This window comes from Pseudomonas sp. IT-196MI5, assembly GCF_949767415.1.
In the GTDB taxonomy this organism is placed as follows: domain Bacteria; phylum Pseudomonadota; class Gammaproteobacteria; order Pseudomonadales; family Pseudomonadaceae; genus Aquipseudomonas.
In genome coordinates, this window is sequence record NZ_CATKPZ010000033.1 from 362,662 (window position 1) to 388,752 (window position 26,091).

23 protein-coding genes are annotated in these 26,091 nt (G+C 58.5%); 7 read left to right on the forward strand and 16 right to left on the reverse strand.

Translation table 11 applies throughout. The features are described from left to right. Window positions 1–16: 16 nt before the first annotated feature. The 7 genes from rsmG to rpmH all read right to left on the reverse strand — a co-directional run bounded on the left by rsmG (window position 17) and on the right by rpmH (window position 7,029). The gene (rsmG, locus tag ACM6IK_RS20105) at window positions 17–661 is read right to left on the reverse strand and encodes a 16S rRNA (guanine(527)-N(7))-methyltransferase RsmG (RefSeq protein ID WP_007969895.1); all 645 of its coding nucleotides are present in this window, start codon (window positions 659–661) and stop codon (window positions 17–19) included. After that, window positions 658–2,556 carry a tRNA uridine-5-carboxymethylaminomethyl(34) synthesis enzyme MnmG gene (gene mnmG, locus ACM6IK_RS20110; protein WP_414875705.1) on the reverse strand — a complete coding sequence of 633 codons (1,899 nt, stop codon included), beginning with the start codon at window positions 2,554–2,556 and terminating at the stop codon, window positions 658–660. The genes rsmG and mnmG overlap by 4 nt, the downstream gene beginning before the upstream one ends. A gap of 550 nt (window positions 2,557–3,106) precedes the next feature. Beyond that, a complete protein-coding gene (gene mnmE / locus ACM6IK_RS20115; protein WP_414875706.1) occupies window positions 3,107–4,477 on the reverse strand; it encodes a tRNA uridine-5-carboxymethylaminomethyl(34) synthesis GTPase MnmE in 1,371 nt (456 codons plus the stop codon). Window positions 4,478–4,556: 79 nt separating this feature from the next. Next, a complete protein-coding gene (gene yidC, locus ACM6IK_RS20120; protein WP_414875707.1) occupies window positions 4,557–6,236 on the reverse strand; it encodes a membrane protein insertase YidC in 1,680 nt (559 codons plus the stop codon). A gap of 2 nt (window positions 6,237–6,238) precedes the next feature. Then, window positions 6,239–6,484 carry a membrane protein insertion efficiency factor YidD gene (yidD, locus tag ACM6IK_RS20125; RefSeq protein ID WP_010207715.1) on the reverse strand — a complete coding sequence of 82 codons (246 nt, stop codon included), beginning with the start codon at window positions 6,482–6,484 and terminating at the stop codon, window positions 6,239–6,241. Then, complete coding sequence (gene rnpA, locus ACM6IK_RS20130) at window positions 6,477–6,878, reverse strand: ribonuclease P protein component (protein WP_056727027.1); 402 nt, start codon at window positions 6,876–6,878, stop codon at window positions 6,477–6,479. The genes yidD and rnpA overlap by 8 nt, the downstream gene beginning before the upstream one ends. Window positions 6,879–6,894: 16 nt before the next feature. Next, window positions 6,895–7,029, reverse strand: coding sequence for a 50S ribosomal protein L34 (gene rpmH / locus ACM6IK_RS20135; protein WP_003213577.1), 135 nt, complete (start codon window positions 7,027–7,029; stop codon window positions 6,895–6,897). Between the two features lie 566 nt (window positions 7,030–7,595). On the opposite strand from rpmH, the gene dnaA reads away from it, so the two are divergent. From dnaA to gyrB, 4 genes are all read left to right on the forward strand, one after another. Further along, window positions 7,596–9,116, forward strand: coding sequence for a chromosomal replication initiator protein DnaA (gene dnaA / locus ACM6IK_RS20140; RefSeq protein WP_414875708.1), 1,521 nt, complete (start codon window positions 7,596–7,598; stop codon window positions 9,114–9,116). Window positions 9,117–9,155: 39 nt separating this feature from the next. After that, window positions 9,156–10,259 (forward strand): DNA polymerase III subunit beta, encoded by a 1,104-nt coding sequence (dnaN, locus tag ACM6IK_RS20145; RefSeq protein ID WP_007969885.1) that lies wholly within the window; start codon window positions 9,156–9,158, stop codon window positions 10,257–10,259. Between the two features lie 180 nt (window positions 10,260–10,439). Further along, the gene (gene recF, locus ACM6IK_RS20150; RefSeq protein ID WP_007985068.1) at window positions 10,440–11,543 is read left to right on the forward strand and encodes a DNA replication/repair protein RecF; all 1,104 of its coding nucleotides are present in this window, start codon (window positions 10,440–10,442) and stop codon (window positions 11,541–11,543) included. A gap of 5 nt (window positions 11,544–11,548) precedes the next feature. Then, window positions 11,549–13,966 (forward strand): DNA topoisomerase (ATP-hydrolyzing) subunit B, encoded by a 2,418-nt coding sequence (gene gyrB, locus ACM6IK_RS20155; RefSeq protein WP_108218879.1) that lies wholly within the window; start codon window positions 11,549–11,551, stop codon window positions 13,964–13,966. 263 nt (window positions 13,967–14,229) lie between these two features. Here the strand turns inward: gyrB and ACM6IK_RS20160 are convergent, their stop codons facing one another. From ACM6IK_RS20160 to glyQ, 4 genes are all read right to left on the reverse strand, one after another. After that, on the reverse strand, window positions 14,230–15,009 hold the full coding sequence (locus ACM6IK_RS20160; RefSeq protein WP_414875709.1) for a lysophospholipid acyltransferase family protein: 780 nt from the start codon (window positions 15,007–15,009) through the stop codon (window positions 14,230–14,232). A 91-nt stretch (window positions 15,010–15,100) separates the two neighbouring features. After that, on the reverse strand, window positions 15,101–15,646 hold the full coding sequence (gene gmhB, locus ACM6IK_RS20165) for a D-glycero-beta-D-manno-heptose 1,7-bisphosphate 7-phosphatase (protein WP_414875788.1): 546 nt from the start codon (window positions 15,644–15,646) through the stop codon (window positions 15,101–15,103). Window positions 15,647–15,650: 4 nt separating this feature from the next. Next, the gene (gene glyS / locus ACM6IK_RS20170) at window positions 15,651–17,705 is read right to left on the reverse strand and encodes a glycine--tRNA ligase subunit beta (RefSeq protein WP_414875710.1); all 2,055 of its coding nucleotides are present in this window, start codon (window positions 17,703–17,705) and stop codon (window positions 15,651–15,653) included. Next, on the reverse strand, window positions 17,702–18,655 hold the full coding sequence (gene glyQ / locus ACM6IK_RS20175; RefSeq protein WP_003187265.1) for a glycine--tRNA ligase subunit alpha: 954 nt from the start codon (window positions 18,653–18,655) through the stop codon (window positions 17,702–17,704). Before glyQ ends, glyS begins: the two co-directional genes overlap by 4 nt. A gap of 81 nt (window positions 18,656–18,736) precedes the next feature. Between glyQ and ACM6IK_RS20180 the strand changes: the two genes are divergently transcribed. Both ACM6IK_RS20180 and ACM6IK_RS20185 read left to right on the forward strand, forming a co-directional pair. After that, window positions 18,737–19,294 carry a DNA-3-methyladenine glycosylase I gene (locus ACM6IK_RS20180; protein ID WP_414875711.1) on the forward strand — a complete coding sequence of 186 codons (558 nt, stop codon included), beginning with the start codon at window positions 18,737–18,739 and terminating at the stop codon, window positions 19,292–19,294. A 40-nt stretch (window positions 19,295–19,334) separates the two neighbouring features. Continuing rightward, window positions 19,335–20,222: a lysophospholipid acyltransferase gene (locus ACM6IK_RS20185; protein ID WP_414875712.1), complete on the forward strand. Its 888-nt coding sequence runs from the start codon at window positions 19,335–19,337 to the stop codon at window positions 20,220–20,222. Between the two features lie 126 nt (window positions 20,223–20,348). Here the strand turns inward: ACM6IK_RS20185 and ACM6IK_RS20190 are convergent, their stop codons facing one another. From ACM6IK_RS20190 to def, 5 genes are all read right to left on the reverse strand, one after another. Next, the gene (locus tag ACM6IK_RS20190; protein ID WP_218431485.1) at window positions 20,349–20,663 is read right to left on the reverse strand and encodes a tetratricopeptide repeat protein; all 315 of its coding nucleotides are present in this window, start codon (window positions 20,661–20,663) and stop codon (window positions 20,349–20,351) included. A gap of 167 nt (window positions 20,664–20,830) precedes the next feature. Next, window positions 20,831–22,207: a Trk system potassium transporter TrkA gene (trkA, locus tag ACM6IK_RS20195; protein ID WP_104450374.1), complete on the reverse strand. Its 1,377-nt coding sequence runs from the start codon at window positions 22,205–22,207 to the stop codon at window positions 20,831–20,833. Window positions 22,208–22,229: 22 nt separating this feature from the next. Then, window positions 22,230–23,540, reverse strand: coding sequence for a 16S rRNA (cytosine(967)-C(5))-methyltransferase RsmB (gene rsmB / locus ACM6IK_RS20200; protein ID WP_414875713.1), 1,311 nt, complete (start codon window positions 23,538–23,540; stop codon window positions 22,230–22,232). Then, complete coding sequence (gene fmt, locus ACM6IK_RS20205; RefSeq protein ID WP_414875714.1) at window positions 23,537–24,496, reverse strand: methionyl-tRNA formyltransferase; 960 nt, start codon at window positions 24,494–24,496, stop codon at window positions 23,537–23,539. The genes rsmB and fmt overlap by 4 nt, the downstream gene beginning before the upstream one ends. A gap of 57 nt (window positions 24,497–24,553) precedes the next feature. Next, window positions 24,554–25,060 (reverse strand): peptide deformylase, encoded by a 507-nt coding sequence (gene def / locus ACM6IK_RS20210; RefSeq protein ID WP_108218782.1) that lies wholly within the window; start codon window positions 25,058–25,060, stop codon window positions 24,554–24,556. A gap of 184 nt (window positions 25,061–25,244) precedes the next feature. On the opposite strand from def, the gene ACM6IK_RS20215 reads away from it, so the two are divergent. Next, complete coding sequence (locus tag ACM6IK_RS20215; RefSeq protein WP_414875715.1) at window positions 25,245–26,069, forward strand: peptidoglycan-binding protein; 825 nt, start codon at window positions 25,245–25,247, stop codon at window positions 26,067–26,069. The last annotated feature ends 22 nt before the right edge of the window (window positions 26,070–26,091 follow it).

A 26,091-nucleotide genomic window follows, 5' to 3' on the forward strand; every position in this document is an offset into this window, starting at 1 on the left:
TTGCTTGTGTTCCCAATCATGCCGTGCGGCGCAGTATCAGCAGATGGCGTTGGCCTTGGCAACCAGGTACGGCCAGGGCGTGTTCGCTATCGAGGTGGAAGTCTGCCGGCAATGCTACCAGCTCATCGGCCGGATGAACGCCCTTCATTGCCAGCCAGCGTGTTTCGCTATCGCCGAGGTGGCGAGTCCAGTTGCTGAAGTTCTCCATGCTGCTGAACGCCCGGGAAATGATCCCGTTGAATGGCTGGGCAGGCTGGAAGGCTTCGACGCGACTGTGGATAACTTGCAGGTTATCCAGTTTGAGTTCGAGTTTGACCTGAGTCAGGAAGCGGGTTTTCTTGCCATTGCTGTCCAGGCAGGTCACCTGGGACTCGGGAAACAGGATGGCCAGCGGAATGCCAGGCATGCCGCCGCCACTGCCGACGTCGAGCCAGCGCCCGTTTTCGATGAATGACATCACGCTCAGACTGTCGAGCAGGTGACGGGAGACCATTTCGTCCGGATCACGTACGGCGGTGAGGTTGTAAGCCTTGTTCCATTTGATCAACAGGGCCAGATAACCCAGCAGTTGCGCGTGCTGGGTTTCTGTCAGCGTGACGCCAAGCTGGCGGGCACCTGTGGATAACTCTTCTGCGTGTTGCGAAGTGACCAACGAACTCAAGCGCTTTGCTCCAACTGACGGCCCGCGCCGCGTTTTTTCAAATGAATCATCAACAGCGAAATGGCTGCCGGTGTTACGCCCGGGATACGCGAGGCCTGGCCCAAAGTCTCTGGACGGGTCGCGCCGAGCTTGCTCTGGATCTCCTTGGAGAGACCGGAAATGTTCGTGTAATCGATATCCACAGGCAGTTTGGTGTCTTCGCTGGCACGCAAGCGGGCGATTTCATCCTGTTGGCGATCGATGTAACCGGCGTACTTGGTCTTGATCTCGACCTGTTCGGCAACCTGTGGATCTTCTGCGCCCCCACCGGTCACGGCGATCAGACCAGCGTAGTCGATTTCCGGACGACTCAAGAGATTGAGCAGGTTGTATTCGTGAGTCAGTGGCGTGCCGAATTTTTCGGCAATGGCATCACCCTGTTCGGTGCCTGGGCGTACCCAGGTGCTTTTCAGGCGCTGCTCTTCCAGTTCGATGCTTTCGCGTTTTTTGCAGAAAGCGGCCCAGCGCACGTCATCCACCAAGCCCAGTTCGCGACCTTTTTCGGTCAAACGCAGGTCGGCGTTGTCTTCGCGCAGAATCAGACGGTATTCGGCACGGGAGGTGAACATCCGGTACGGCTCTTGGGTACCGAGAGTAATCAGGTCGTCGACCAATACGCCGATATAGGCCTCGTCGCGACGCGGGCACCAAGCGTCTTTTCCTTGTGCACGCAGTGCCGCGTTGGTCCCGGCCAGCAAACCCTGGGCACCGGCTTCTTCGTAACCGGTGGTGCCGTTGATTTGCCCGGCAAAGAACAGGCCGCCGATGACTTTGGTTTCCAGGCTGTATTTCAGGTCGCGCGGGTCGAAGTAGTCGTACTCGATCGCGTAGCCCGGGCGCACGATGTGGGCGTTTTCCATGCCGCGGATCGATTGCACGATCTGCAGTTGCACGTCGAACGGCAGGGATGTGGATATCCCGTTCGGATACAGCTCGTTTGTCGTCAGGCCTTCCGGTTCGATGAAAACCTGATGGCTTTCCTTGTCGGCAAAGCGATGGATCTTGTCTTCGATCGACGGGCAATAACGCGGGCCGATGCCTTCGATCTCACCGGCAGCGGAATACATCGGCGAACGGTCGAGGTTCGCGGCAATGATTTCGTGGGTGCGCGCATTCGTGTGGGTAATCCAGCAACTGACCTGCTGTGGATGCTGTTCCTTGTTGCCCATAAACGACATCACCGGGATCGGCGTATCGCCCGGTTGTTCGGCCATCACCGAGAAATCCACAGACCGCCCGTCGATACGCGGCGGAGTACCGGTTTTCAAACGACCCACACGCAATGGCAGTTCACGCAGACGGTGAGCCAGCGCAATCGACGGCGGATCACCGGCGCGACCGCCGGAAAAATTCTGCAAACCGATGTGGATAAGTCCACCGAGGAACGTACCGGTGGTCAACACCACGGAATCGGCGAAGAAACGCAGGCCCATTTGGGTGACAACACCACGGACTTGCTCCTGCTCGACGATCAGATCGTCAGCGGCCTGTTGAAATATCCACAGGTTCGGCTGGTTTTCCAGGATTTCGCGGACAGCGGCCTTGTACAGAACCCGGTCTGCCTGCGCGCGGGTTGCACGTACGGCCGGGCCTTTGCGGCTGTTCAACACGCGAAACTGGATACCGCCCTTATCGGTAGCCATGGCCATCGCGCCACCGAGGGCATCGATTTCCTTGACCAGATGGCTTTTGCCGATCCCGCCAATGGCCGGGTTGCAACTCATGGCACCGAGGGTTTCCACGTTATGCGTCAGCAACAGGGTTTTAGCCCCCATACGTGCTGAGGCCAGTGCTGCCTCGGTACCGGCATGACCGCCGCCGATGACGATCACTTCAAAACGGGAAGGGAAATCCACCACGCACCTCGTGCCTGCTTAAGTAGGTAATTCAGGAATAGTTTGAGCTCAGGTTTTTGGACCTGGTCGACAAGTATAGGGACTTCGCCGTTCCTAAAGAACCCTTTGCACAAAATTTAACCAGCTGTGGAAAAGTCTGAGTTATAGAAATTAAAAAGAAAGAAATTTATTAAATCTTTGTTTTTATGTTTATTTCTATGCAGACCACTATCTGTGGATAGATCTATGTAGCCCTTTGTTTCCAATATGTACAGAGATTCAAAACCCTGTGTTCATGTGCCAATGAGGCCCTTGGATAACCGGTTTAAGCCTGTGGATGAAAGGGGTGGTTATCCACAGAGGCGGTTATGTTCAGTTTTCGACCCCTGTTATCAACTGACCTTAGCTGCGGTTATTCACAGGGCTTAATCCACAGAAAAGTGCCGTTCGCTCGAAATTCGGGTACAGGAATTTCGCCCAAGCAGACGACGTCCGCTCGGCACTGGAGGTTTTTTTCAGAAAAGGAGGGAGCAGACAGGCACGAATGGCCTGTCTGTGAATAACAGGAGGGCTACTTGCCGATACAGAAGCTGGAGAAAATTCGCCCCAGCAGATCGTCAGAGCTGAAAGCACCGGTGATTTCCCCCAGCGACTGCTGAGCCTGGCGCAAATCTTCGGCCAACAACTCGCCAGCGCCGGCCAGGGTCAATTGAGCACGCCCATGCTCGAGGGCAGCACTGGCATGACGTAGCGCCTCAAGGTGTCGCCGGCGAGCGCTGAAGCTACTTTCTGACGTTTGTTCATAGCCCATGCAGGCCTTGAGGTGATCACGCAGCAGCTCCAGCCCGACACCACCAGACTTGGCGCTCAGGCTGATGGTGACATGGCCGTCGTCGCTGACGTCCATGGCAATGGCTTCGCCCGTAAGGTCGGCCTTGTTGCGGATCAGGGTGACTTTCGCGGGATCGGGACGGATTTCGAGAAACTCCGGCCAGAGTGCAAACGGATCGAGGGCTTCCGGTGCCGTGGCATCGACCACCAGCAGCACCCGATCCGCTTCGCCAATGGCTTTGAGGGCTCGCTCGACGCCGATTTTTTCCACGTGATCATCGGTATCGCGCAGGCCGGCGGTATCCACCACGTGCAACGGCATGCCATCGATGTGGATATGTTCACGTAGGACATCCCGGGTAGTGCCGGCAATTTCGGTCACGATCGCCGCTTCACGCCCCGCCAGGGCATTGAGCAGGCTGGACTTACCGGCATTCGGACGACCGGCAATCACCACGGTCATGCCGTCACGCAGTAAGGCGCCCTGCCCGGCTTCACGCATGACGGTGGATAACTCGTCGCGCACCTTGTCGAGCATGCTCAGAACGTGGCCATCGGCGAGGAAATCGATTTCCTCTTCCGGGAAATCGATCGCCGCTTCGACATAAATCCGCAGGCCGATCAGTTGCTCGGTGAGGTTATGCACACGTGACGAGAAAGCACCTTGCAGAGAGCGCAACGCGTTTCGCGCAGCCTGGGCAGAACTGGCTTCAATCAGGTCGGCAATGGCTTCCGCCTGGGCGAGGTCCAGTTTGTCGTTGAGGAAGGCGCGCTCGCTGAATTCTCCTGGTCGGGCGAGCCGGCAACCCAGTTCCAGGCAGCGCTTGAGCAACATATCCAGAACGATCGGACCGCCATGGCCTTGCAACTCCAGCACATCTTCGCCTGTGAAAGAGTTCGGGCCAGGGAAATACAAGGCAATGCCCTGGTCCAGAACTTCGTCGTTTTCACTGAAGAACGGGCCGTAGTGAGCAAATCGCGGCTTGAGCTCGCGACCACTGAAGGCCTTGGCCGCAACGCTGGCCAACGGCCCGGAAATACGCACGATGCCTACACCGCCGCGACCTTGGGCGGTGGCGACGGCGGCGATGGTTTCACGAGGAATGCTCATAAACCGGTATCCAGACAAAAGTGACAGATAGCAAAACGCCCCACTAGGGGGCGTTTTGAGTGGTTATCCACAGTGTAAATCAGGCAGCTGCTTTGGTAGCCGCTTCGATTTTACGCGTGATGTACCACTGTTGGGCGATCGACAGGCAGTTGTTCACTACCCAGTACAGCACCAGACCCGCCGGGAACCACAGGAAGAAGAAGGTGAAGATGATTGGCATCAGCTTCATCACCTTGGCCTGCATCGGATCCGGAGGAGTCGGATTCAGCTGCTGCTGGATGAACATGGTTGCACCCATGATGATCGGCAGAATGAAGAACGGATCCTTGATCGACAGGTCAGTAATCCACAGCATGAACGGCGCCTGACGCATCTCGACGCTTTCCAGCAGAACCCAGTACAGCGAGAGGAAAACCGGCATCTGCACGAGGATTGGCAAGCAACCACCCAGCGGATTGATCTTCTCTTTCTTGTACAGCTCCATCATGGATTGCGACATTTTCTGCCGGTCATCACCATGTTGCTCTTTCAGCGCAGCCAGTTTCGGTGCCACTGCACGCATGCGCGCCATGGATTTGTAGCTGGCAGCCGACAGCGGGAAGAAAATCCCTTTGATCAGCATGGTCAGGAAGATGATCGACCAGCCCCAGTTACCCACAATGGCGTGGATGTGTTGCAGCAACCAGAAGATGGGTTGGGCGATGAACCACAGAATGCCGTAGTCGACCGTCAGTTCCAGACCTGGGGACAACTCTTTCAGCACGGCCTGGCTTTTCGGACCTGCATATAGAACGGCGCTGGTTTCAGCTTTGGCACCCGGCGCAACACTCATCGATGGGCCGGTGTAGCCGATGATGTAGTTGCCTTTGCTGTCTTTACGGGTCTGGACGACGTTGTTTTCGCCCTTGACCGGAATCCATGCGGTCACGAAGTAATGCTGCAACCAGGCAACCCAACCGCCAGTGACGGTTTCTTTCAGCGCCGCCTTGTCCATGTCCTTCATGGACACTTTCTTGTACGGCTCGGAACTTGTCCACAGGGCAGCGCCCAGGTAAGTCGCGGTGCCGGTGGCGGTTGTGGAAGATGGATCGGCACTGGCGTCACGCTTCAATTGCGCGAACATCGCACCGGACCAGGGCTGAGCGCTCTGGTTGTCGATCAGGTAGGAAACGGTTACGTCGTACAGGCCGCGTTTCAGGGTGAAACGCTTGATGTAGTTGACGCCGTCCTTGCTGAACTTCAGGTCTACGACCAATTGGTCCTGACCGTCAGCCAGTTGATAAACCTTCTTCTCCGAGGAATAAACCGGACGACCGGCCGGATTTGCGTCCGGACCGTTGCTTCCGATCAGACCGCTTTGCGCCAGATAAGTACGTTCGCCGCCGTTATCGAACAGCTGGAACGGAATTTCCGGGTGATCCTGACGACGCGGATACAGCGGCAGGGTCAGTTGGGCAACATCGCCACCTTGTGGATCGACAGCCAGGTCCAGTACATCCGTTTTGATCTGGATGAGGTCCTTGCTCACAGCCACCGGCGTTTCGGCAGGTGCGCTGGTGTCGCTTGCAGCACGTGGAATGTCGTCACTGGCGGAAGCGTTGGAGCCAGATGCCGTATCCGGCAGGCCCGATGCAGTCGTATTGGTGGCAACATTCTGAGTCGGCAGGGCAGCCTGACCATAGTCCTGGTTCCATTTAAGAACCATAACGTAGGACACGATTGCCAGGGCGACGATCAGGATCGTGCGTTTGATATCCATGATTACTCGGCCATCGAAGAAGAACGGGAGGTAGGGATAGGTGGAACCGGGTCATAACCACCGGGATTCCACGGATGACAGCGACCTAAACGACGAAAGGTCAGCCAGCCACCGCGAAGAAGACCATGATTTTCGATGGCTTCTAACGCGTAGCAGGAACAACTGGGGTAGAAACGACAGTGACTGGCCATCAGGGGACTAATGGCATAGCGATAAAACTGGATCGGAACGAGTGCCAGTTTACGCATCTGGACTGTCTACCCCTACAGTTTCGGTTTTGACTGCTGGTACCGGCGAACTGCGAGCCAGACGCTTCCAGAGTTTGCCGAAATGCTGAATCAATTCGGGGTTTTCTACATCACCCAAACCTTTGCGCGCGACGATAACGATGTCCCAGCCGACCAGAGAATCCTGGTTCAGGCGAAACGATTCGCGCATCAGACGTTTGAGGCGATTGCGCTCGACGGAGAGCTTTACGCTCTTTTTCCCGATAACCAACCCGAGACGGGGGTGATCAAGATCGTTGTTGCGCGCAAGGAGCAGGAGATTTTTCCCCGGAACCTTGCCGGTAGGGGAGTCAAAGACTGCCTTGAATTGCCGGGGGGTAAGCAGACGCTTTTCCCGACTGAAGTCCTGACTCACCTCCAGTGCCGGATTATCAAACTGCCAGACGCGCACGACCTTTGGCGCGACGACGCGACAGGACGGCACGACCGTTCTTGGTAGCCATGCGAGCACGGAAACCGTGGGTACGAGCGCGTTTGATAGTGCTTGGTTGGAAAGTACGTTTCATTGTCGTGTTACCTGGTTCGTCCACAACGGGCCGGAATGGCCCCCGTTTTAAGAGACCGGGGATTCTAGAGAAAGCAAGCCTTCAGGTCAATTTCCAACCAGCGTTTCCTTATAAATAGATCTCCGGACGTTTTGCGCTGAACGAACCGTCGGCAAATATAAGAATAAGAAAGGAAAGTATTTAAAGCTTTTCTGTAAAGCTTATAAAAGCTAGGCCCGCAGCCTTCTGTGGATAAGTCGATTTGGCCCTTGTTTTACCTGATGTACAGAGAATGACAACTACAGTGGAAAACAGTGTTCAGCCTGTGCTGCGCTGTCGGATAACCTGTGTGTGGAAGCTCGGTTTATCCACAGGCCGGTTATCCACCGAGTTTCGCCCCCACTTGTGCAATGACCTTAACCCCGGTTATCCACAGAGCTTATACACAGACCGCTGGTCGTCTTTTTTGCGTATGAAACGGCGATTCTTCTTGGTCGATGAGCCACCTTCGTGTGGATAAGTCGGCGTCTGGTCGCTACAATGGCCGCTTGTTTTTGCCTCACCGGCTTTCAACTTAGGGGATATCCGTGTCAGTGGAACTTTGGCAGCAGTGCGTGGAGCTTTTGCGCGATGAGCTGCCTGCCCAACAATTCAACACTTGGATCCGTCCACTACAGGTCGAAGCTGAAGGCGACGAGTTGCGTGTCTATGCACCCAATCGTTTTGTTCTGGACTGGGTCAATGAAAAGTACCTGGGGCGTGTTCTCGAATTGCTCGATGAGCACGGCAATGGCATGGCACCTGCGCTTTCCTTGTTAATAGGCAGCAAACGCAGTTCGGCACCCCGTGCCGCGCCCAATGCTCCCCTGGCTGCCGCGGCTTCCCAGGCCCAGGCTGCTCAAGCGCCTGCCAGTCCACCGCCAGCACCTGCCACCGCGTCGACCAAACGTGCGACGCAAAAAGTGGCTGAGGTCACCGAGCAAGAACCTTCCCGTGACAGCTTCGACCCTATGGCCGGCGCCAGTTCGCAACAGGCCCCGGTTCGCGCCGAGCAACGTACCGTGCAGGTCGAAGGTGCGCTCAAGCACACCAGTTACCTGAACCGCACCTTTACCTTCGAGAACTTCGTTGAAGGTAAATCCAACCAGTTGGCGCGCGCCGCCGCCTGGCAGGTGGCAGACAATCCCAAGCACGGTTACAACCCACTCTTCCTATATGGTGGCGTCGGCCTGGGTAAAACCCACTTGATGCACGCTGTGGGTAACCATCTATTAAAGAAGAACCCGAATGCCAAGGTGGTGTACCTGCATTCCGAGCGTTTTGTGGCGGACATGGTCAAGGCCCTGCAACTGAACGCGATCAACGAGTTCAAACGCTTCTACCGTTCGGTGGATGCTTTGCTGATCGATGACATTCAGTTCTTTGCCCGCAAGGAGCGTTCCCAGGAGGAGTTTTTCCACACCTTCAACGCCCTGCTCGAAGGTGGCCAGCAGGTCATTCTCACCAGTGACCGCTACCCGAAGGAAATCGAAGGCCTTGAAGAACGTCTCAAATCCCGCTTTGGCTGGGGCCTGACCGTAGCGGTCGAGCCGCCGGAGCTGGAAACCCGCGTGGCGATCCTGATGAAGAAGGCCGATCAGGCCAAAGTCGAGTTGCCGCACGACGCCGCGTTCTTCATTGCCCAACGCATTCGCTCCAACGTCCGTGAGCTGGAAGGTGCGCTCAAACGTGTGATCGCCCACTCGCACTTCATGGGCCGCGATATCACCATCGAGCTGATTCGCGAATCCCTTAAGGACTTGTTGGCGTTGCAGGATAAACTGGTCTCTGTGGATAACATTCAGCGCACCGTCGCCGAGTACTACAAGATCAAGATCTCAGATTTGCTGTCCAAACGCCGTTCGCGTTCGGTCGCTCGTCCGCGTCAAGTCGCCATGGCGTTGTCCAAGGAACTGACCAACCACAGCTTGCCGGAAATCGGCGATGTGTTTGGCGGTCGCGACCATACAACGGTCTTGCACGCGTGCCGCAAGATCAACGAACTTAAGGAATCCGACGCGGACATCCGCGAGGACTACAAGAACCTGCTGCGTACGCTGACCACTTGATGAACACCAGCGCAGCTTATTAAGGCAAGGGACTAGACCATGCATTTCACCATTCAACGCGAAGCCCTGTTGAAACCCCTGCAACTGGTCGCAGGTGTCGTCGAACGTCGACAGACCTTGCCGGTGCTTTCCAACGTGCTGCTGGTTGTCGAAGGCCAGCAATTGTCGCTGACCGGTACCGACCTGGAAGTCGAGCTGGTCGGTCGTGTTCAACTCGAAGAGCCGGCGGATCCGGGTTCCATCACCGTGCCCGCGCGCAAGCTGATGGACATCTGCAAAAGCCTGCCGAACGATGCGCTGATCGACATCAAGGTCGACGAGCAGAAGCTTGTGGTCAAGGCCGGCCGTAGCCGCTTCACCCTGTCGACACTGCCGGCCAATGACTTCCCTACCGTGGAAGAAGGCCCGGGATCGCTGACCTGCAGCCTGGAACAAAGCAAACTGCGTCGTCTGATCGAACGCACCAGCTTCGCCATGGCCCAGCAGGACGTGCGTTACTACCTCAACGGCATGCTGCTGGAAGTGTCCGCTGGCGTGATCCGCGCCGTCGCCACCGACGGTCACCGACTGGCCATGTGTTCGATGCAGGCCGATATCGGCCAGCCTGATCGTCACCAGGTCATCGTACCGCGCAAAGGTATCCTCGAACTGGCACGCCTGCTCACCGAGCCGGACGGCAATGTCAGCATCGTGCTGGGTCAGCACCACATCCGTGCCACCACCGGTGAGTTCACCTTCACTTCGAAATTGGTCGACGGCAAATTCCCGGACTATGAGCGTGTTCTGCCTAAAGGCGGTGACAAGCTGGTACTGGGCGATCGCCAGGCGCTGCGCGAAGCGTTCAGCCGTACCGCGATTCTGTCCAACGAGAAGTACCGTGGTATCCGTCTGCAACTGGCCAGCGGTCAGCTGAAGATCCAGGCGAACAACCCGGAGCAGGAAGAAGCGGAAGAAGAAGTGGGCGTTGAATACAACGGCGGCTCCCTGGAAATCGGCTTCAACGTGAGCTATTTGCTCGACGTACTGGGTGTGATGACCACCGAGCAGGTTCGTCTGATCCTGTCCGACTCCAACAGCAGTGCGCTGGTGCAGGAATCGGATAACGACGACTCGGCCTACGTTGTCATGCCGATGCGTCTGTAATCATGTTCAGCAGATGTTAGTGGCCTGTGTGGCTAATTCGTGCACTCAACTTCGGCGCCAGTACTTGCCAGACTGCGTTGCCATTCCTCGCCGTAGCGGGCTACGACTCGTCATGGCGCCTTGCCTGGCAAGCCCTGGCACTCGAATTTGAGTACTCGAATTAACCGTACAGGCCACTAGATGTCCTTAAGTCGCGTCTCGGTCACCGCGGTGCGCAATCTGCACCCGGTGACCTTCTCCCCTTCCCCCCGCATCAATATTCTTTACGGCGCCAACGGCAGCGGCAAAACCAGTGTTCTGGAAGCCATCCATCTGCTGGGGCTTGCCCGTTCGTTTCGCAGCACCCGCCTGTTGCCGGTCATTCAATACGAACAGCTTGCCTGTACGGTCTTTGGCCAGGTTGAGCTGGCGGAGGGTGGGCATAGCGCCTTGGGCATTTCGCGGGATCGCCAAGGCGAATTCCAGATTCGTATCGATGGGCAGAATGCGCGCAGCGCCGCGCAACTGGCCGAGATCTTGCCACTGCAACTGATCAATCCGGACAGCTTTCGATTGCTGGAAGGTGCGCCAAAGATTCGCCGACAGTTTCTCGACTGGGGTGTGTTCCACGTGGAACCGCGCTTCATGTCAACCTGGCAGCGCTTGCAGAAGGCCCTGCGCCAGAGAAACTCTTGGCTGCGGCATGGTACACTTGACGCCGTTTCGCAAGCGGTTTGGGACAGGGAGCTGTGCCAGGCCAGCGCTGAAATAGATGAATACCGCCGCGCTTATATCAAAGCCTTGAAACCAGTCTTTGAACAGACCTTGAGCGATCTGGTTGAGCTTGAAGGCTTGACGCTCAGCTATTACCGCGGCTGGGACAAAGATCGTGAACTGAGTGCTGTGCTCGCCGGGTCTCTGCAGCGGGATCAGCAAATGGGGCATACCCAGGCCGGACCACAACGTGCTGATTTGCGTCTCAGACTGGGCGCGCACAACGCCGCGGACATCTTGTCCCGTGGCCAGCAGAAGTTGGTGGTTTGCGCATTACGGATTGCCCAAGGGCACCTGGTCAGCCAGGCTCGACGCGGTCAGTGTATTTATCTGGTGGATGACCTGCCGTCCGAGCTGGACGAGCACCACCGCCGCGCGCTTTGCCGCTTGTTGGAAGACTTACGCTGCCAGGTGTTTATCACCTGTGTAGATCACGAATTATTGAGGGAAGGCTGGCAGACGGAAACGCCAGTCGCTCTGTTCCACGTGGAACAGGGCCGTATCACCCAGACCCACGACCATCGGGAGTGAAGGCATTGAGCGAAGAAAATACGTACGACTCAACGAGCATTAAAGTGCTGAAAGGCCTGGATGCCGTACGCAAACGTCCCGGTATGTACATTGGTGACACCGACGATGGCAGCGGTCTGCACCACATGGTGTTCGAAGTGGTCGATAACTCGATCGACGAAGCTCTCGCCGGCCACTGCGACGACATCAGCATCATCATCCACCCGGATGAGTCCATCACCGTTCGTGACAACGGTCGTGGCATCCCGGTAGACGTGCACAAAGAAGAAGGCGTTTCGGCAGCCGAGGTCATCATGACCGTGCTGCACGCCGGCGGTAAGTTCGACGACAACTCCTATAAAGTATCCGGCGGTCTGCACGGTGTAGGTGTGTCGGTGGTGAATGCGCTGTCCAAAGAACTGGTCCTGACCGTTCGCCGTAGCGGCAAAATCTGGGAACAGACTTACGTACACGGTGTTCCGCAAGAACCAATGAAAATCGTTGGTGAGAGCGAAACCACGGGCACCCAGATTCACTTCAAGCCATCGGCTGAAACCTTCAAGAATATACACTTCAGCTGGGACATCCTGGCCAAGCGGATTCGTGAACTGTCCTTCCTCAACTCCGGTGTCGGCATCGTCCTCAAGGACGAGCGCAGCGGCAAGGAAGAGCTGTTCAAGTACGAAGGCGGCCTGCGTGCGTTCGTTGAATACCTGAACACCAACAAGACTGCGGTCAACCAGGTGTTCCACTTCAACGTCCAGCGTGAAGACGGCATCGGCGTGGAAATCGCCCTGCAGTGGAACGACAGCTTCAACGAGAACCTGTTGTGCTTCACCAACAACATTCCACAGCGCGACGGCGGTACTCACTTGGTGGGTTTCCGTTCCGCGCTGACGCGTAACCTGAACACCTACATCGAAGCAGAAGGCCTGGCGAAGAAGCACAAGGTCGCCACCACCGGTGACGATGCCCGTGAAGGCCTGACCGCGATCATTTCGGTAAAAGTGCCGGATCCTAAGTTCAGCTCCCAGACCAAAGACAAGCTGGTGTCTTCCGAAGTGAAGACCGCGGTCGAACAGGAAATGGGCAAGTACTTCTCCGACTTCCTGCTGGAAAACCCGAACGAAGCCAAGCTGGTCGTCGGCAAGATGATCGACGCGGCCCGTGCCCGTGAAGCGGCACGTAAAGCCCGTGAGATGACCCGTCGCAAAGGCGCGCTGGACATCGCCGGCCTTCCGGGAAAACTGGCAGACTGCCAGGAAAAGGACCCTGCCCTGTCCGAACTGTACCTCGTGGAAGGTGACTCCGCGGGCGGCTCTGCCAAGCAGGGACGTAACCGTCGGACCCAGGCCATCCTGCCGCTGAAGGGCAAGATCCTGAACGTCGAGAAGGCGCGTTTTGACAAGATGATCTCTTCGCAAGAAGTGGGCACCTTGATCACCGCGCTGGGCTGCGGCATCGGCCGCGACGAGTACAACATCGACAAGCTGCGTTACCACAACATCATCATCATGACCGATGCTGACGTCGACGGTTCGCACATCCGTACCCTGCTGCTGACCTTCTTCTTCCGTCAGTTGCCGGAGCTGATCGAGCGTGGCTACATCTACATCGCTCAGCCGCCGCTGTACAAAGTGAAGAAAGGCAAGCAAGAGCAATACATCAAAGACGACGACGCCATGGAAGAGTACATGACGCAGTCGGCCCTTGAAGATGCGAGCCTGCACCTGAACGAAGAAGCACCTGGCATTTCCGGGGAAGCACTTGAGCGTCTGGTGAATGACTTCCGTCTGGTGATGAAGACCCTCAAGCGTCTGTCGCGCCTGTACCCACAGGAGCTGACCGAGCACTTCATCTACCTGCCAGCAGTGAGCATGGAGCAACTGTCCGATCACGCAGCGATGCAAGATTGGCTGGCTCAGTACGAAGTTCGCCTGCGCACCGTCGAGAAGTCCGGCCTGGTTTACAAAGCCAGCCTGCGTGAAGACCGTGAACGTAACGTCTGGCTGCCGGAGGTCGAATTGATCTCCCACGGCCTGTCGAACTACGTCACCTTCAACCGCGACTTTTTCGGCAGCAACGATTACAAGACTGTCGTTTCGCTAGGCGCTCAACTGAGCACCCTGCTGGACGACGGCGCGTACATCCAGCGTGGCGAGCGCAAGAAGCCGGTGACCGAGTTCAAGGAAGCCCTTGAATGGCTGATGGCTGAAAGCACCAAGCGTCACACCATCCAGCGATACAAAGGTCTGGGCGAAATGAACCCGGATCAGCTATGGGAAACCACCATGGACCCAAGCCAGCGCCGGATGCTCAAAGTGACCATCGAAGACGCCATTGGCGCAGACCAGATCTTCAACACCCTGATGGGTGATGCGGTCGAACCTCGTCGTGACTTCATCGAGAGCAATGCTCTGGCGGTGTCCAACCTGGATTTCTGATCCCGGTCGATGCCAACGAAAAGGCCAATGCATTCGCATTGGCCTTTTTATTGGTGCGTTTTACTCGCGCGCCGGAGCAACTCTTAGCAATTGTTCCAGGCATAAAAAAACCGGCTATATCAGCCGGCTTTTTTACGTCCTAAAAAAACTTATGCACGTTTTTATGGTTTTTATCATTCAAAGAAATATGTAAACAAATCATAAAGTTACGTACAAGAAACGACGCTTTTCAATGAAACGGTACACAGGTTATCCACAGAATCTCAGACAGCCAGCTGATCGTTTGAAACCGGCGCTTGCGGAGCCGGTGGCAGCGAGCCCATTTCCCGTTGCATCTGCTCGTTCCACGCCTGGACCCGGTCGTTCAATTCAGCAATGGCTCGCGGTCCTGTGCCTGCGGCATACATCGGTTCGCCAATGATCACAGTGATGACGCCCTGCTTCTTCGCCCAACCGGTTTTCGGCCAGAACTTGCCTGCGTTGTGCGCAATCGGCAGCACGGGCAATTCGGCGTTGACCGCCAAGGCGCTGCCACCGCGCGAGAACTTTCCGACGGTGCCGAAAGGAACGCGCGTGCCTTCAGGGAAGATCAGCACCCAGACATTGTCCTTGAGCAGTTCATCGCCCTTCTTTGCTACATGCTTGAGTGCGGCTTTCGGGTTGTCGCGATCGATGGCGATCGGTCGCAGCATGGCCATGGCCCAGCCAAAGAACGGCACATAGAGCAATTCACGTTTGAGCACCTGGCTCAGCGGTGAAAAGTAGGCAGAGAGAAAGAACGTCTCCCACGTGCTCTGGTGGTTTGACTGAATGACACAAGGCCTTTCAGGTACGTTCTCGGCACCCTTCACTTCGTAGCGGATACCCAGAAACACTTTGCTCAGCCACAAGGCGCAGCGGCACCAGTACACGTTGATAAAGCGGTAGCGTGCCTTGAATGGCAGAAACGGCGCGATAAAAAAACTCAGGCTGCACCACAGCAAGGAACTGGTGCCCAGCAGCAGGTAAAAGAGGAAGGTTCTGATGGCCTGCAATATCGACATGGTGACGTTTACCGTTGCGGGAATTGCCCGTCCTATATAAAGCGCACTTCCCTTTCATCCCTGGTCAGGACCAATCGAAGCGCACACTTACTCAAGGGCATTTGTGGATAAGTTCTGCGGCAATTGCCGCCAGATCGTCAAAAATCAATGTGCCTACCGGAAGGGGCAAGCCCTGAGTCTTTTCGCCTTTCCCGGTCTTTACCAAAACTGGCTGTGAATCGACGGCTTTGGCGGCTTCCAGGTCACCAAGGCTGTCGCCGACGAACCAGAGATTGGTCAGCGACACGTTGTAATGAGCGGCGATGGTTTTCAACATCCCGGGTTTCGGCTTGCGGCAATCGCAGCCTTCGTCCGGCCCGTGGGGGCAATAGACGATCAGGCCGACTTCACCGCCCTGCTCCGCCACCAGCGCGCGCAAGCGCTCGTGCATGGCATCCAGGGTGGCGAGGTCGTAATAACCGCGAGCGATGCCCGACTGGTTGGTAGCGACCGCTACCGTCCAGCCGGCCTTGCTCAACTGCGCGATGGCCTCGATTGATCCGGGGAGCGGAATCCACTCCTCCACCGACTTGATGTAAGCGTCGGAGTCGTAATTGATCACTCCGTCCCGATCGAGAATCAGCAGTTTCAACAGCAGTCCCTCAACCCAGCAGCGAAATGTCGGCGACGCCGAGGAACAACCCACGCAGACGCGCCAGCAACGCATAACGGTTGGCGCGGACTTTTGCGTCCTCTGCGTTGACCATCACGGCTTCGAAGAACGCATCCACCGGCTCGCGTAGTGCAGCCAGGCGTGCCAGGGATTCGCTGTACTGACGCGAGGCGGCCATTGGCTGTACAGCCTGGTCAGCCTGCTGGATCGCCGAGTACAGGGAGAACTCGTTGGCATTGTCGAAGTACTTGGCTTCCACGACGGTAGGCACCGAGCCTTCGACCTTGCTCAGCAGGTTCGACACGCGCTTGTTCACGGCGGCCAGGGCAGCGGCTTCCGGCAATTTGCGGAAGGCCTCTACCGCTTGCACGCGCTGGTCGAAGTCCAGGGCCGAGCCTGGCTTCAAGGCACGTACCGACAGGTAGGTCGCAACATCGACGCCTTCGTCTTCGTAACGGGCACGCAGGCGGTCGAAGATGAACTCCAGCACCGATTCGTTCAGGCCGGCAGCCTTGATCTTGGTCCCGAATGCATTCACGGCGAAGGCCACGGCGTCGTTCAGGTCCAGGTCCAGTTGCTTCTCGATCAGGATACGCAACACGCCCAGTGCGGCACGGCGCAGGGCGTACGGGTCTTTGCTGCCGGTCGGCAGCATGCCGATACCGAAGATACCCACGAGGGTGTCGAGCTTGTCGGCAATGGCCACGGCCGCACCGGTCAGGGTGCTCGGCAGTTCAGCGCCGGCACCGCGCGGCATGTACTGCTCGTTCAGCGCCAGTGCGACATCTTCCGGCTCGCCATCGTTGAGGGCGTAGTAGTAACCGGCGACACCTTGCATCTCCGGGAACTCGCCGACCATTTCGGTCGACAGGTCGCACTTCGACAGCAGGCCCGCACGAGCAGCCCACGAAGCGTTGCCGCCAATGCGCGCGGCGATGTAGGCGGCGAGTCTGGAAACGCGCTCGGCCTTGTCGTAGACGCTGCCGAGTTTTTCCTGGAACACCACGTTCTGCAGGCGTTGGTTGAAGTCTTCGAGCTTCTGCTTCTTGTCTTGCTTGAAGAAGAACTCGGCGTCGGTCAGGCGTGGGCGAACCACCTTCTCGTTACCGGCGATGATCTGCTGCGGGTCTTTGCTTTCGATGTTGGCCACGGTTATGAAACGTGGCAGCAACTTGCCGTCGGCGTCCAACAGGCAGAAGTACTTCTGGTTGTCCTGCATGGTGGTGATCAGTGCTTCTTGTGGCACGTCGAGGAAGCGTTCCTCGAACGAGCACACCAGCGGCACCGGCCATTCGACCAGAGCGGTCACTTCATCGAGCAGGGCTGGCGGAACGATTGCCGTGCCTTCCTGACGGGTGGCCAGCTCTTCGGTGCGCTTGCTGATGATCTCGCGACGCTCGTTGGCGTCGGCCAAAACGTAGGCGGCACGCAGGTCGGCCAGGTAGCTGGACGGCGAACCGATGCGCACGTTTTCCGGGTGATGGAAGCGGTGACCACGGGAATCGCGGCCGGCCTTCTGGGCGAGGATGGTGCAGTCGATGACCTGGTCACCGAGCAGCATCACCAGCCATTGGGTCGGACGAACGAACTCTTCCTTGCGCGCGCCCCAACGCATGCGTTTCGGGATCGGCAGGTCGTTCAGGGAATCTTCGACGATGGTCGGCAGCAGGCTCGCGGTCGCCTTGCCGGCAATGCTCTGGCTGTAGCGCAGTTTCGGGCCGCTCTGATCGATTTCGCTCAGATCGACGCCGCACTTCTTGGCAAAGCCCAGTGCCGCCTGGGTCGGGTTGCCTTCGGCATCGAACGCGGCCTGACGTGGCGGGCCGTCGAGGTTGATGCTGCGATCCGGTTGCTGGGTGGCCAGCGAGGTGATCAGCACAGCCAGGCGGCGCGGCGCGGCATAAACGGTTTTGGTCTCGTAGTTCAGGCCGGCAGCTTGCAGGCCCTTGTCGATACCGGCGAGGAACGCCTCGGCCAAGGTGTTCAGGGCTTTGGGTGGCAGTTCTTCAGTGCCCAGTTCAACCAGAAAATCCAGAGCACTCATTGTGCAGCCTCCAGCTTGGCCAGTACTTCATCACGCAGGTCCGGGGTCGCCATCGGGAAGCCCAGCTTGGCGCGAGCCAGCAGGTAGGCTTGCGCAACGGAACGCGCCAGGGTGCGTACACGCAGGATGTATTGCTGACGCGCAGTCACGGAAATTGCCCGGCGCGCATCCAGCAGGTTGAAGGTATGGGAGGCCTTCAACACCATTTCGTAGCTCGGCAACGGCAGCGGCTGGTCGAGTTCGATCAGGCGCTTGGCTTCGCTTTCGTAGAAATCGAACAGTTCGAACAGCTTGTCGACGTTGGCGTGTTCGAAGTTGTAGGTCGACTGTTCCACTTCGTTCTGGTGGAACACGTCGCCGTAGGTCACTTTGCCGAACGGGCCGTCAGCCCAGACCAGGTCGTAGACCGAGTCCACGCCTTGCAGGTACATGGCCAGACGCTCGAGACCGTAAGTGATTTCGCCGGTCACCGGGTAGCACTCGATGCCGCCCGCTTGCTGGAAGTAGGTGAACTGGGTCACTTCCATGCCGTTGAGCCAGACTTCCCAGCCCAGCCCCCAGGCACCGAGGGTCGGCGATTCCCAGTTGTCTTCGACGAAGCGGATGTCGTGGACCAGCGGGTCCAGACCGACGTGCTTGAGGGAGCCCAGGTACAGTTCCTGGAAGTTGTCCGGGTTCGGCTTCAGGACGACCTGGAACTGGTAGTAGTGCTGCAGACGGTTCGGGTTTTCGCCGTAGCGGCCGTCAGTCGGACGGCGGCTTGGCTGCACGTAGGCGGCGTTCCAGGTTTCCGGGCCGATGGCGCGCAGGAATGTAGCAGTGTGGAAAGTGCCGGCGCCTACTTCCATATCGTAGGGCTGAAGTACCACACAACCTTGCTCGGCCCAGTATTGCTGGAGGGCGAGGATCAAGTCTTGGAAGGTACGCACGGCTGGCGTAGGCTGGCTCACGAAATTCACCTGTTTCTTGGGCTGCGATTTAAAGAGCGGGAGTATACCCGATTCATGGCTGCGCACGCCCCCTGGAGCCTTATGCCACGCTGCTTTTGGTGTTCCGAAGATCCGCTGTACATGGCATATCACGATCAGGAGTGGGGCACGCCGCTACGCGATGCGCAGGGATTGTTCGAGTTGCTTTTGCTCGAAGGGTTCCAGGCCGGCCTCTCCTGGATCACCGTGCTGCGCAAACGCGAGCATTATCGTGAGGTGATGTTCGGTTTTGATGTCCAGCGTGTGGCGCAGATGAGCGATGCCGAAATCGACGAGTTGATGCTCGATCCGGGCATCATCCGCAACCGCCTCAAGCTCAACGCGGCCCGGCGCAATGCCCAGGCCTGGCTGGCGCTGGAGGACCCGGTGGAATTTCTCTGGTCGTTCGTCGGAGGCGTGCCTGTGATCAATCATTTCAAGGATCGCGGCGAAGTCCCGGCCGTGACGCCGATCGCCGTGGAAATGAGCAAGGGCTTGAAAAAAGCCGGTTTCACCTTCGTCGGGCCGACCATTTGCTACGCGCTGATGCAGGCCTCGGGCATGGTCATGGATCACACCCGCGATTGCGACCGCTACGCGCAGCTGGCGAACGGCGGTTAGAATGGCCGCCTCGCGCACAGCACAAAATCAGGAGTGACCTGTGGATAAGTTGAAAGGCGCCTTGCTGGTAGGCGCTCTGCGGCTGTTTGCCCTGCTTCCGTGGCGGGCCGTGCAGACCGTGGGCTCGGCGATTGGCTGGGTCATGTGGAAAACCCCGAACCGTTCCCGCGACGTGGTACGGATCAATCTGTCCAAGTGCTTTCCGGACATGGACCCCGCCGAGCGCGAACGTTTAGTCGGACAGAGCCTTAAGGACATCGGCAAGTCCCTGACAGAGAGCGCCTGCGCCTGGATCTGGCCGGCCCAGCGCTCCATCGACCTGGTGCGCGAGGTCGAGGGCCTCGACATATTGAAGGACGCCCTCGCCTCCGGCAAAGGCGTGGTCGGCATCACCAGCCACCTGGGCAACTGGGAAGTGCTCAACCACTTCTATTGCAGCCAGTGCAAACCGATCATTTTTTACCGTCCGCCCAAATTGAAGGCGGTGGATGAGCTGCTGCAAAAGCAGCGGGTGCAACTGGGTAACAAGGTCGCTGCTTCCACCAAGGAAGGCATCCTCAGTGTCATCAAGGAGGTGCGCAAAGGTGGTGCAGTGGGCATTCCCGCTGACCCGGAACCGGCCGAATCCGCCGGGATCTTCGTGCCGTTCTTCGCCACTCAGGCGCTGACCAGCAAGTTCGTGCCGAACATGCTCGCTGGCGGCAAAGCGGTCGGCGTATTCCTGCATGCCCTGCGGCTGCCGGACGGTTCAGGCTACAAGGTAATCCTGGAGGCCGCGCCCGAAGCCATGTACAGCACCGATACCGAGACCTCGTGCGCGGCCATGAGCCAGGTGGTCGAGCGCTATGTGCGGGCGTATCCGAGCCAGTACATGTGGAGCATGAAGCGCTTCAAGAAGCGTCCGCCAGGTGAAGCTCGCTGGTATTGATGCTGTGGATAACCCCGTAGGAGCTGCCGCAGGCTGCGATCTTTTGATCTTGCTTTGATAAAAATCAAAAGATCGCAGCCTGTGGCAGCTCCTACAAGAGCTTCCTACAAGCTGCGTTATCTCTGATCAATGCGCCTGACGCTCGAGCTTCTTCAGGAACACCGTCATTTCCTTTTCGGCCTGTTTGTCACCATGGCCGCGAGCAGCTTCCAGGCCTTGCTCCCAGGCTTGGCGCGCGGCCGCAAAGTCCGCCAGCGCCAGGTGGGCCTTGCCCAGTAGTTTCCACGCCGCCGAATACTTCGGATCGAATTCGACGCAACGTTGAAAATGCTCCACTGCCTTAGCGTTCTCCCCCAGATCCAGATAGCCCTTGCCCAGGCCGAAGCGTAGCAAAGCGTTATCCACACCCTTGGCGAGCATTTTTTCCAGGGATTCGATCATGGGGGATTCCTTGCGTGAGGCATGTCAGGGATTGATTTATTGTAGGAGCGAGCCCTGCTCGCGATGAACCTGAGAGCGACGCGGGGTGTCTGGTTTCCAGCGTTATCGTTGACGACCATCGCGAGCAGGGCTCGCTCCTACAAAGGCAGGCCAGCGCTAAATCCGCATTAGAAGAAGCTCAACCCCACATGGAACAGCTTCTCCACATCGCGAATATGCTTTTTATCCACAAGGAACAAAATCACATGGTCGCCCGTTTCGATCACGGTGTCGTCATGGGCAATGATCACTTCTTCGTCGCGGATGATCGCACCGATGGTGGTACCCGGCGGCAGGCCGATATTCTCGATGGCCTTGCCGATCACCTTGCTCGATTTCGCATCGCCATGGGCAATCGCCTCGATGGCCTCCGCCGCGCCCCGGCGCAGTGAGTGCACGCTGACGATGTCGCCCCGGCGCACGTGGGCCAGCAAGGTGCCGATGGTGGCGAGTTGAGGGCTGATGGCGATGTCGATGTCGCCACCCTGGATCAGGTCGACATAGGCCGGGTTGTTGATGATGGTCATCACCTTCTTCGCACCCAGGCGCTTGGCCAGCAGTGACGACATGATGTTGGCCTCGTCGTCGTTGGTCAGGGCGAGGAACAGATCCGCGTCGGCGATGTTCTCCTCCAGCAGCAGGTCGCGGTCCGAAGCGCTGCCCTGCAACACCACGGTGCTGTCGAGGTGGTCCGAGAGATGACGGCAACGGGCCGGATTCATCTCAATGATCTTTACCTGATAACGGCTTTCGATGGCTTCGGCCAAGCGCTCGCCGATCTGCCCGCCACCGGCGATGACGATGCGTTTATAGGTCTCGTCGAGACGGCGCATTTCGCTCATGACCGCGCGAATGTTCGCTTTGGCGGCGATGAAAAATACTTCGTCGTCGGCCTCGATCACCGTGTCGCCCTGGGGCAGGATCGGCCGGTCGCGACGGAAAATCGCCGCGACACGGGTTTCCACGTTTGGCATGTGCTCACGCAACTGCCGCAGTTGCTGGCCCACCAGCGGTCCGCCGTAGTAAGCCCGCACTGCCACCAGTTGCGCTTTGCCTTCGGCGAAGTCGATCACCTGCAAGGCGCCCGGATGCTGGATCAGGCGCTTGATGTAGTTGGTAACCACTTGTTCCGGGCTGATCAGCACGTCCACCGGAATCGCTTCGTTCTGGAACAACTGCTCTTCGCGGGTCAGGTAGGCGGCTTCGCGAACCCGGGCGATTTTGGTCGGGGTGTGGAACAGGGTGTGGGCGACCTGGCAGGCGACCATGTTGGTTTCATCACTGTTGGTCACCGCGACCAGCATGTCGGCGTCATCGGCTCCAGCCTGGCGCAACACGGTCGGGAACGAACCGCGACCTTGAACGGTGCGAATGTCCAGGCGGTCGCCAAGGTCGCGCAGGCGTTCGCCATCGGTGTCGACCACAGTAATATCATTGGCTTCGCTGGCCAGGTGTTCCGCCAGCGAACCGCCGACCTGCCCTGCGCCGAGGATGATGATTTTCATCCAGTCACTCCATTGAATCCATTTAACCGCGAGCGGCGGCGATCTTGATCAGCTTGGCGTAGTAGAAACCGTCGTGGCCGCCTTCCTGGGCCAGCAGCTGACGACCATGGGGCTGCTTGATGCCCGCCGCTGTGGCGAGGTCCAGTTCGCGGGCGCCCGGCGTGCGGGCGAGGAAGGCTTCGATGACTTCGGTGTTTTCGGTCGGCAGCGTGGAACAGGTGGCGTACAGCAGGATGCCGCCCACCTCCAGCGTGTTCCACATGGCGTCGAGCAATTCGCCTTGCAGCACCGCCAGCGCGGCGATGTCGTCGGGTTGGCGGGTCAGCTTGATGTCCGGGTGACGACGAATCACGCCGGTGGCCGAACATGGCGCATCCAGCAGGATGCGCTGGAACGGCTTGCCGTCCCACCACGCCTGGGTGTCGCGGCCGTCGGCGGCAATCAGTTCGGCGCTCAGTTTCAGGCGTTCGAGGTTTTCCCGCACCCGCACCAGGCGCTTGGCCTCCAGGTCTACCGCCACGACGCCGGCCAGTTTTGGCTCGGCTTCGAGAATATGGCAGGTCTTGCCGCCCGGTGCACAGCAGGCGTCCAACACCCGTTGACCGGGGGCCAGGTCGAGCAGATCGGCGGCCAGTTGCGCGGCTTCGTCCTGCACGCTGATCCAGCCTTCGGCGAAACCCGGCAGGCTGCGCACGTCGGCGGCGGCTTCGAGCACGATGCCGTCGCGGCTGTAGACACACGGCGTGGCGGCGATGCCGGCATCTGTCAGCAAACCGAGGTAGGCATCGCGACTGTGATGGCGACGGTTGACCCGCAGGATCATCGGCGGATGCGCGTTGTTGGCGGCGCAGATGGCTTCCCACTGCTGCGGCCAGAACGCCTTCAGGGATTTCTGCAGCCAGCGCGGGTGAGCGGTGCGCACCACCGGATCACGCTCCAGCTCGGCGAAAATCGTTTCGCTGTCGCGCTGAGCATTGCGCAGCACAGCGTTGAGCAAACCCTTTGCCCAAGGCTTTTTCAGCTTGTCGGCGCAACCGACGGTTTCACCAATGGCGGCATGGGCCGGGACGCGGGTGTAGAGCAACTGATAAAGACCGACCAGCAACAACGCCTCGACATCGGCGTCGGCGGCCTTGAACGGTTTCTGCAGCAGCTTGGCCGCCAGCGCCGACAAGCGTGGCTGCCAGCGCGCGGTGCCGAACGCCAGGTCCTGGGTGAAGCCGCGATCACGGTCCTCGACCTTGTCCAGCTGCGTTGGCAGCGAACTGTTGAGCGATGCCTTTCCGTTCAGGACAGCGGTGAGTGCCTTGGCGGCGGCCAGACGCGGGTTCATTGAGCGTCCGCCGCTTGACCGAGGACAGTGCCGATGGCGAATTTTTCGCGGCGGCTGTTGAACAGGTCGCTGAAGTTCAGCGCCTTGCCGCCGGGCAATTGCAGGCGGGTCAGGCACAGGGCCTGTTCGCCGCAGGCGACGATCAGGCCGTCCTTGCCGGCGCCGAGGATTTCACCCGGGGCGCCTTTGCCTTCGGCCAGGTTCGCGGCCAGCACTTTCAGGGCTTCGTCGTTCAAGGTGCTGTGGGTGATCGGCCACGGGTTGAAGGCGCGGACCAGACGCTCGAGCTCAAGCGCCGGGCGGGTCCAGTCGATGCGTGCTTCGTCCTTGTTCAATTTGTGCGCGTAGGTCGCCAGGCTGTCGTCCTGCACTTCGCCCTCCAAGGTTCCGGCGGCGAGGCCGGCAATCGCCTGGACCACGGCCGGAGGGCCCATTTCGGCCAGCCGATCGTGCAGGCTGCCGCCCGTATCTTCGGCGCTGATCGGAGTGGTGACCTTGAGCAGCATCGGCCCGGTGTCGAGGCCGGCTTCCATGCGCATCACGGTCACGCCACTTTGCGCATCGCCCGCTTCCACGGCGCGCTGGATCGGCGCTGCACCACGCCAGCGCGGCAGCAGCGAGGCGTGGCTGTTGATGCAACCCAGACGCGGAATATCCAGCACCACTTGCGGCAGGATCAGGCCGTAGGCGACCACCACCATCAAGTCCGGCTTCAACGCGGCCAGATCCGCTTGTGCGTCTTCGTTGCGCAGGGTGGGCGGTTGCAGCACCGGGATGTTGTTCTCCAGAGCAAGCTGCTTGACCGGGCTCGGCATCAGTTTTTGCCCGCGACCGGCCGGACGATCCGGTTGGGTGTAGACCGCGACGATCTCGTAAGGGCTGTCGAGCAGGGCCTTGAGGTGTTCGGCGGCGAATTCCGGGGTGCCGGCAAAGACAATGCGCAGTGGCTCAGTCATGGGTGACGTCTCTTGAAAAGAAAAAGGCTTGCCGCAGCAAGCCTTTGAAGATGGGCATCAGGCGTTCTGGCGATGGAGCTTTTCCAGTTTCTTCTTGATGCGGTCGCGTTTGAGCGTGGACAGGTAATCAACGAACAATTTGCCGTTGAGGTGGTCGCATTCGTGCTGGATGCACACGGCGAGCAAATCTTCGGCGATCAGTTCGTAAGGCTGGCCGTCGCGGTCCAGCGCCTTGACCTTGACCCGTTGCGGGCGATCGACGTTTTCGTAGAAACCCGGTACCGACAGGCAGCCTTCCTGATACTGGCCCATCTCGTCGGTCAACGGTTCGAACTCGGGGTTGATGAACACTCGCGGTTCGGTGCGGTCTTCGGAGAGGTCCATCACGACGATACGTTTGTGCACGTTGACCTGGGTCGCGGCGAGGCCGATGCCAGGCGCTTCATACATTGTTTCAAACATGTCGTCGACCAACTGACGCACTTCGGCGTCCACTACGGCCACTGGCTTGGCGATAGTGCGCAGGCGCGGATCAGGGAATTCGAGGATGTTCAAAATGGCCATAAGCTTGATGATTGCACGTGTGAAGTAAGGTCAGGTCGATGGCCTGGCGGTCCGAAGATGCCGGCTACCGTTGTAAAACGTAGCTCCCTTCTGTTGACAAGCAAGTTTTGACAAGCAAGCCGGGAGCGAGCCACTGAGGGCTCTGGCGTTTCACGCGAACATACATAATAAAGGGATTCACCGCATGAGGAAATCACTACTCGCCCTGCTGCTCCTGGTCTCTGCAGGTTGGGCGCATGGGCAAGTGCAACTCAGGGAAGACATTCCCACCATTAAGCTCTCGCCTCAGGTGCGCAGCAGCCCGGTGAGCGAGGCTATCCCCGGCATTGCGCTGAAATCGATCAACAGCTTTCTGCTGAGCAACCGCATCGTCGACAAGGCCGAGGATTTCGACAAGGCGCCCTACATCGTCGCCGGCGATGCCGAGCGCGTACTCAGCGGCGCGGGTGACCGCATCTTTGCCCGCGGTCATTTCGATCTGGCGCAACCGGCGTACGGCATCTTCCGCCAGGGCAAGGTCTACACCGATCCGCAGAGCAAAGAGATTCTAGGGATCAACGCCGACGACATCGGTGGTGGTGAGGTCATCGCCATCGAAGGAGACGTCGCCACCCTGGCCTTGCAACGCACGACTCAGGAAGTGCGCATCGGCGATCGCTTGTTCAGCGGTGAAGAGCACGCGATCAACTCGACCTTCACGCCCAGCAAACCTAGCCACGGAATCAACGGTTTGATCATCGATGTGCCGCGTGGGGTCACGCAGATCGGCGAGTTGGACGTGGTTACGCTGAACAAGGGGCAGCGCGACGGCCTGGCCGAAGGCAATCTGCTTGCGGTGATGAAGACCGGCGAAACCGTGCGCGACCGGATCACCGGCCAGCCATTGAAAATTCCCGATGAGCGCGCTGGTCTGCTGATGGTTTTCCGTACCTACGACAAACTCAGTTATGGGCTGGTGCTAAGCGCTACACGCTCGCTATCGGTAATGGACAAGGTGCGAAATCCGTAAGCCTGCCTCACAAGTTACCAAC

Excerpts from the sequence above, each read along its gene's own strand:
- dnaN (WP_007969885.1), top strand. The coding sequence starts at position 9,156 with ATGCATTTCACCATTCAACGCGAAGCCCTGTTGAAACCCCTGCAACTG.
- glyS (WP_414875710.1), bottom strand. The coding sequence starts at position 17,705 with ATGAGTGCTCTGGATTTTCTGGTTGAACTGGGCACTGAAGAACTGCCA.
- ACM6IK_RS20215 (WP_414875715.1), top strand. The coding sequence starts at position 25,245 with ATGAGGAAATCACTACTCGCCCTGCTGCTCCTGGTCTCTGCAGGTTGG.
- ACM6IK_RS20160 (WP_414875709.1), bottom strand. The coding sequence starts at position 15,009 with ATGTCGATATTGCAGGCCATCAGAACCTTCCTCTTTTACCTGCTGCTG.
- yidD (WP_010207715.1), bottom strand. The coding sequence starts at position 6,484 with ATGCGTAAACTGGCACTCGTTCCGATCCAGTTTTATCGCTATGCCATT.
- ACM6IK_RS20180 (WP_414875711.1), top strand. The coding sequence starts at position 18,737 with ATGCCACGCTGCTTTTGGTGTTCCGAAGATCCGCTGTACATGGCATAT.
- trkA (WP_104450374.1), bottom strand. The coding sequence starts at position 22,207 with ATGAAAATCATCATCCTCGGCGCAGGGCAGGTCGGCGGTTCGCTGGCG.
- mnmE (WP_414875706.1), bottom strand. The coding sequence starts at position 4,477 with ATGAGCATTCCTCGTGAAACCATCGCCGCCGTCGCCACCGCCCAAGGT.
- rpmH (WP_003213577.1), bottom strand. The coding sequence starts at position 7,029 with ATGAAACGTACTTTCCAACCAAGCACTATCAAACGCGCTCGTACCCAC.
- ACM6IK_RS20190 (WP_218431485.1), bottom strand. The coding sequence starts at position 20,663 with ATGATCGAATCCCTGGAAAAAATGCTCGCCAAGGGTGTGGATAACGCT.
- fmt (WP_414875714.1), bottom strand. The coding sequence starts at position 24,496 with ATGACTGAGCCACTGCGCATTGTCTTTGCCGGCACCCCGGAATTCGCC.
- rsmB (WP_414875713.1), bottom strand. The coding sequence starts at position 23,540 with ATGAACCCGCGTCTGGCCGCCGCCAAGGCACTCACCGCTGTCCTGAAC.
- yidC (WP_414875707.1), bottom strand. The coding sequence starts at position 6,236 with ATGGATATCAAACGCACGATCCTGATCGTCGCCCTGGCAATCGTGTCC.
- recF (WP_007985068.1), top strand. The coding sequence starts at position 10,440 with ATGTCCTTAAGTCGCGTCTCGGTCACCGCGGTGCGCAATCTGCACCCG.
- def (WP_108218782.1), bottom strand. The coding sequence starts at position 25,060 with ATGGCCATTTTGAACATCCTCGAATTCCCTGATCCGCGCCTGCGCACT.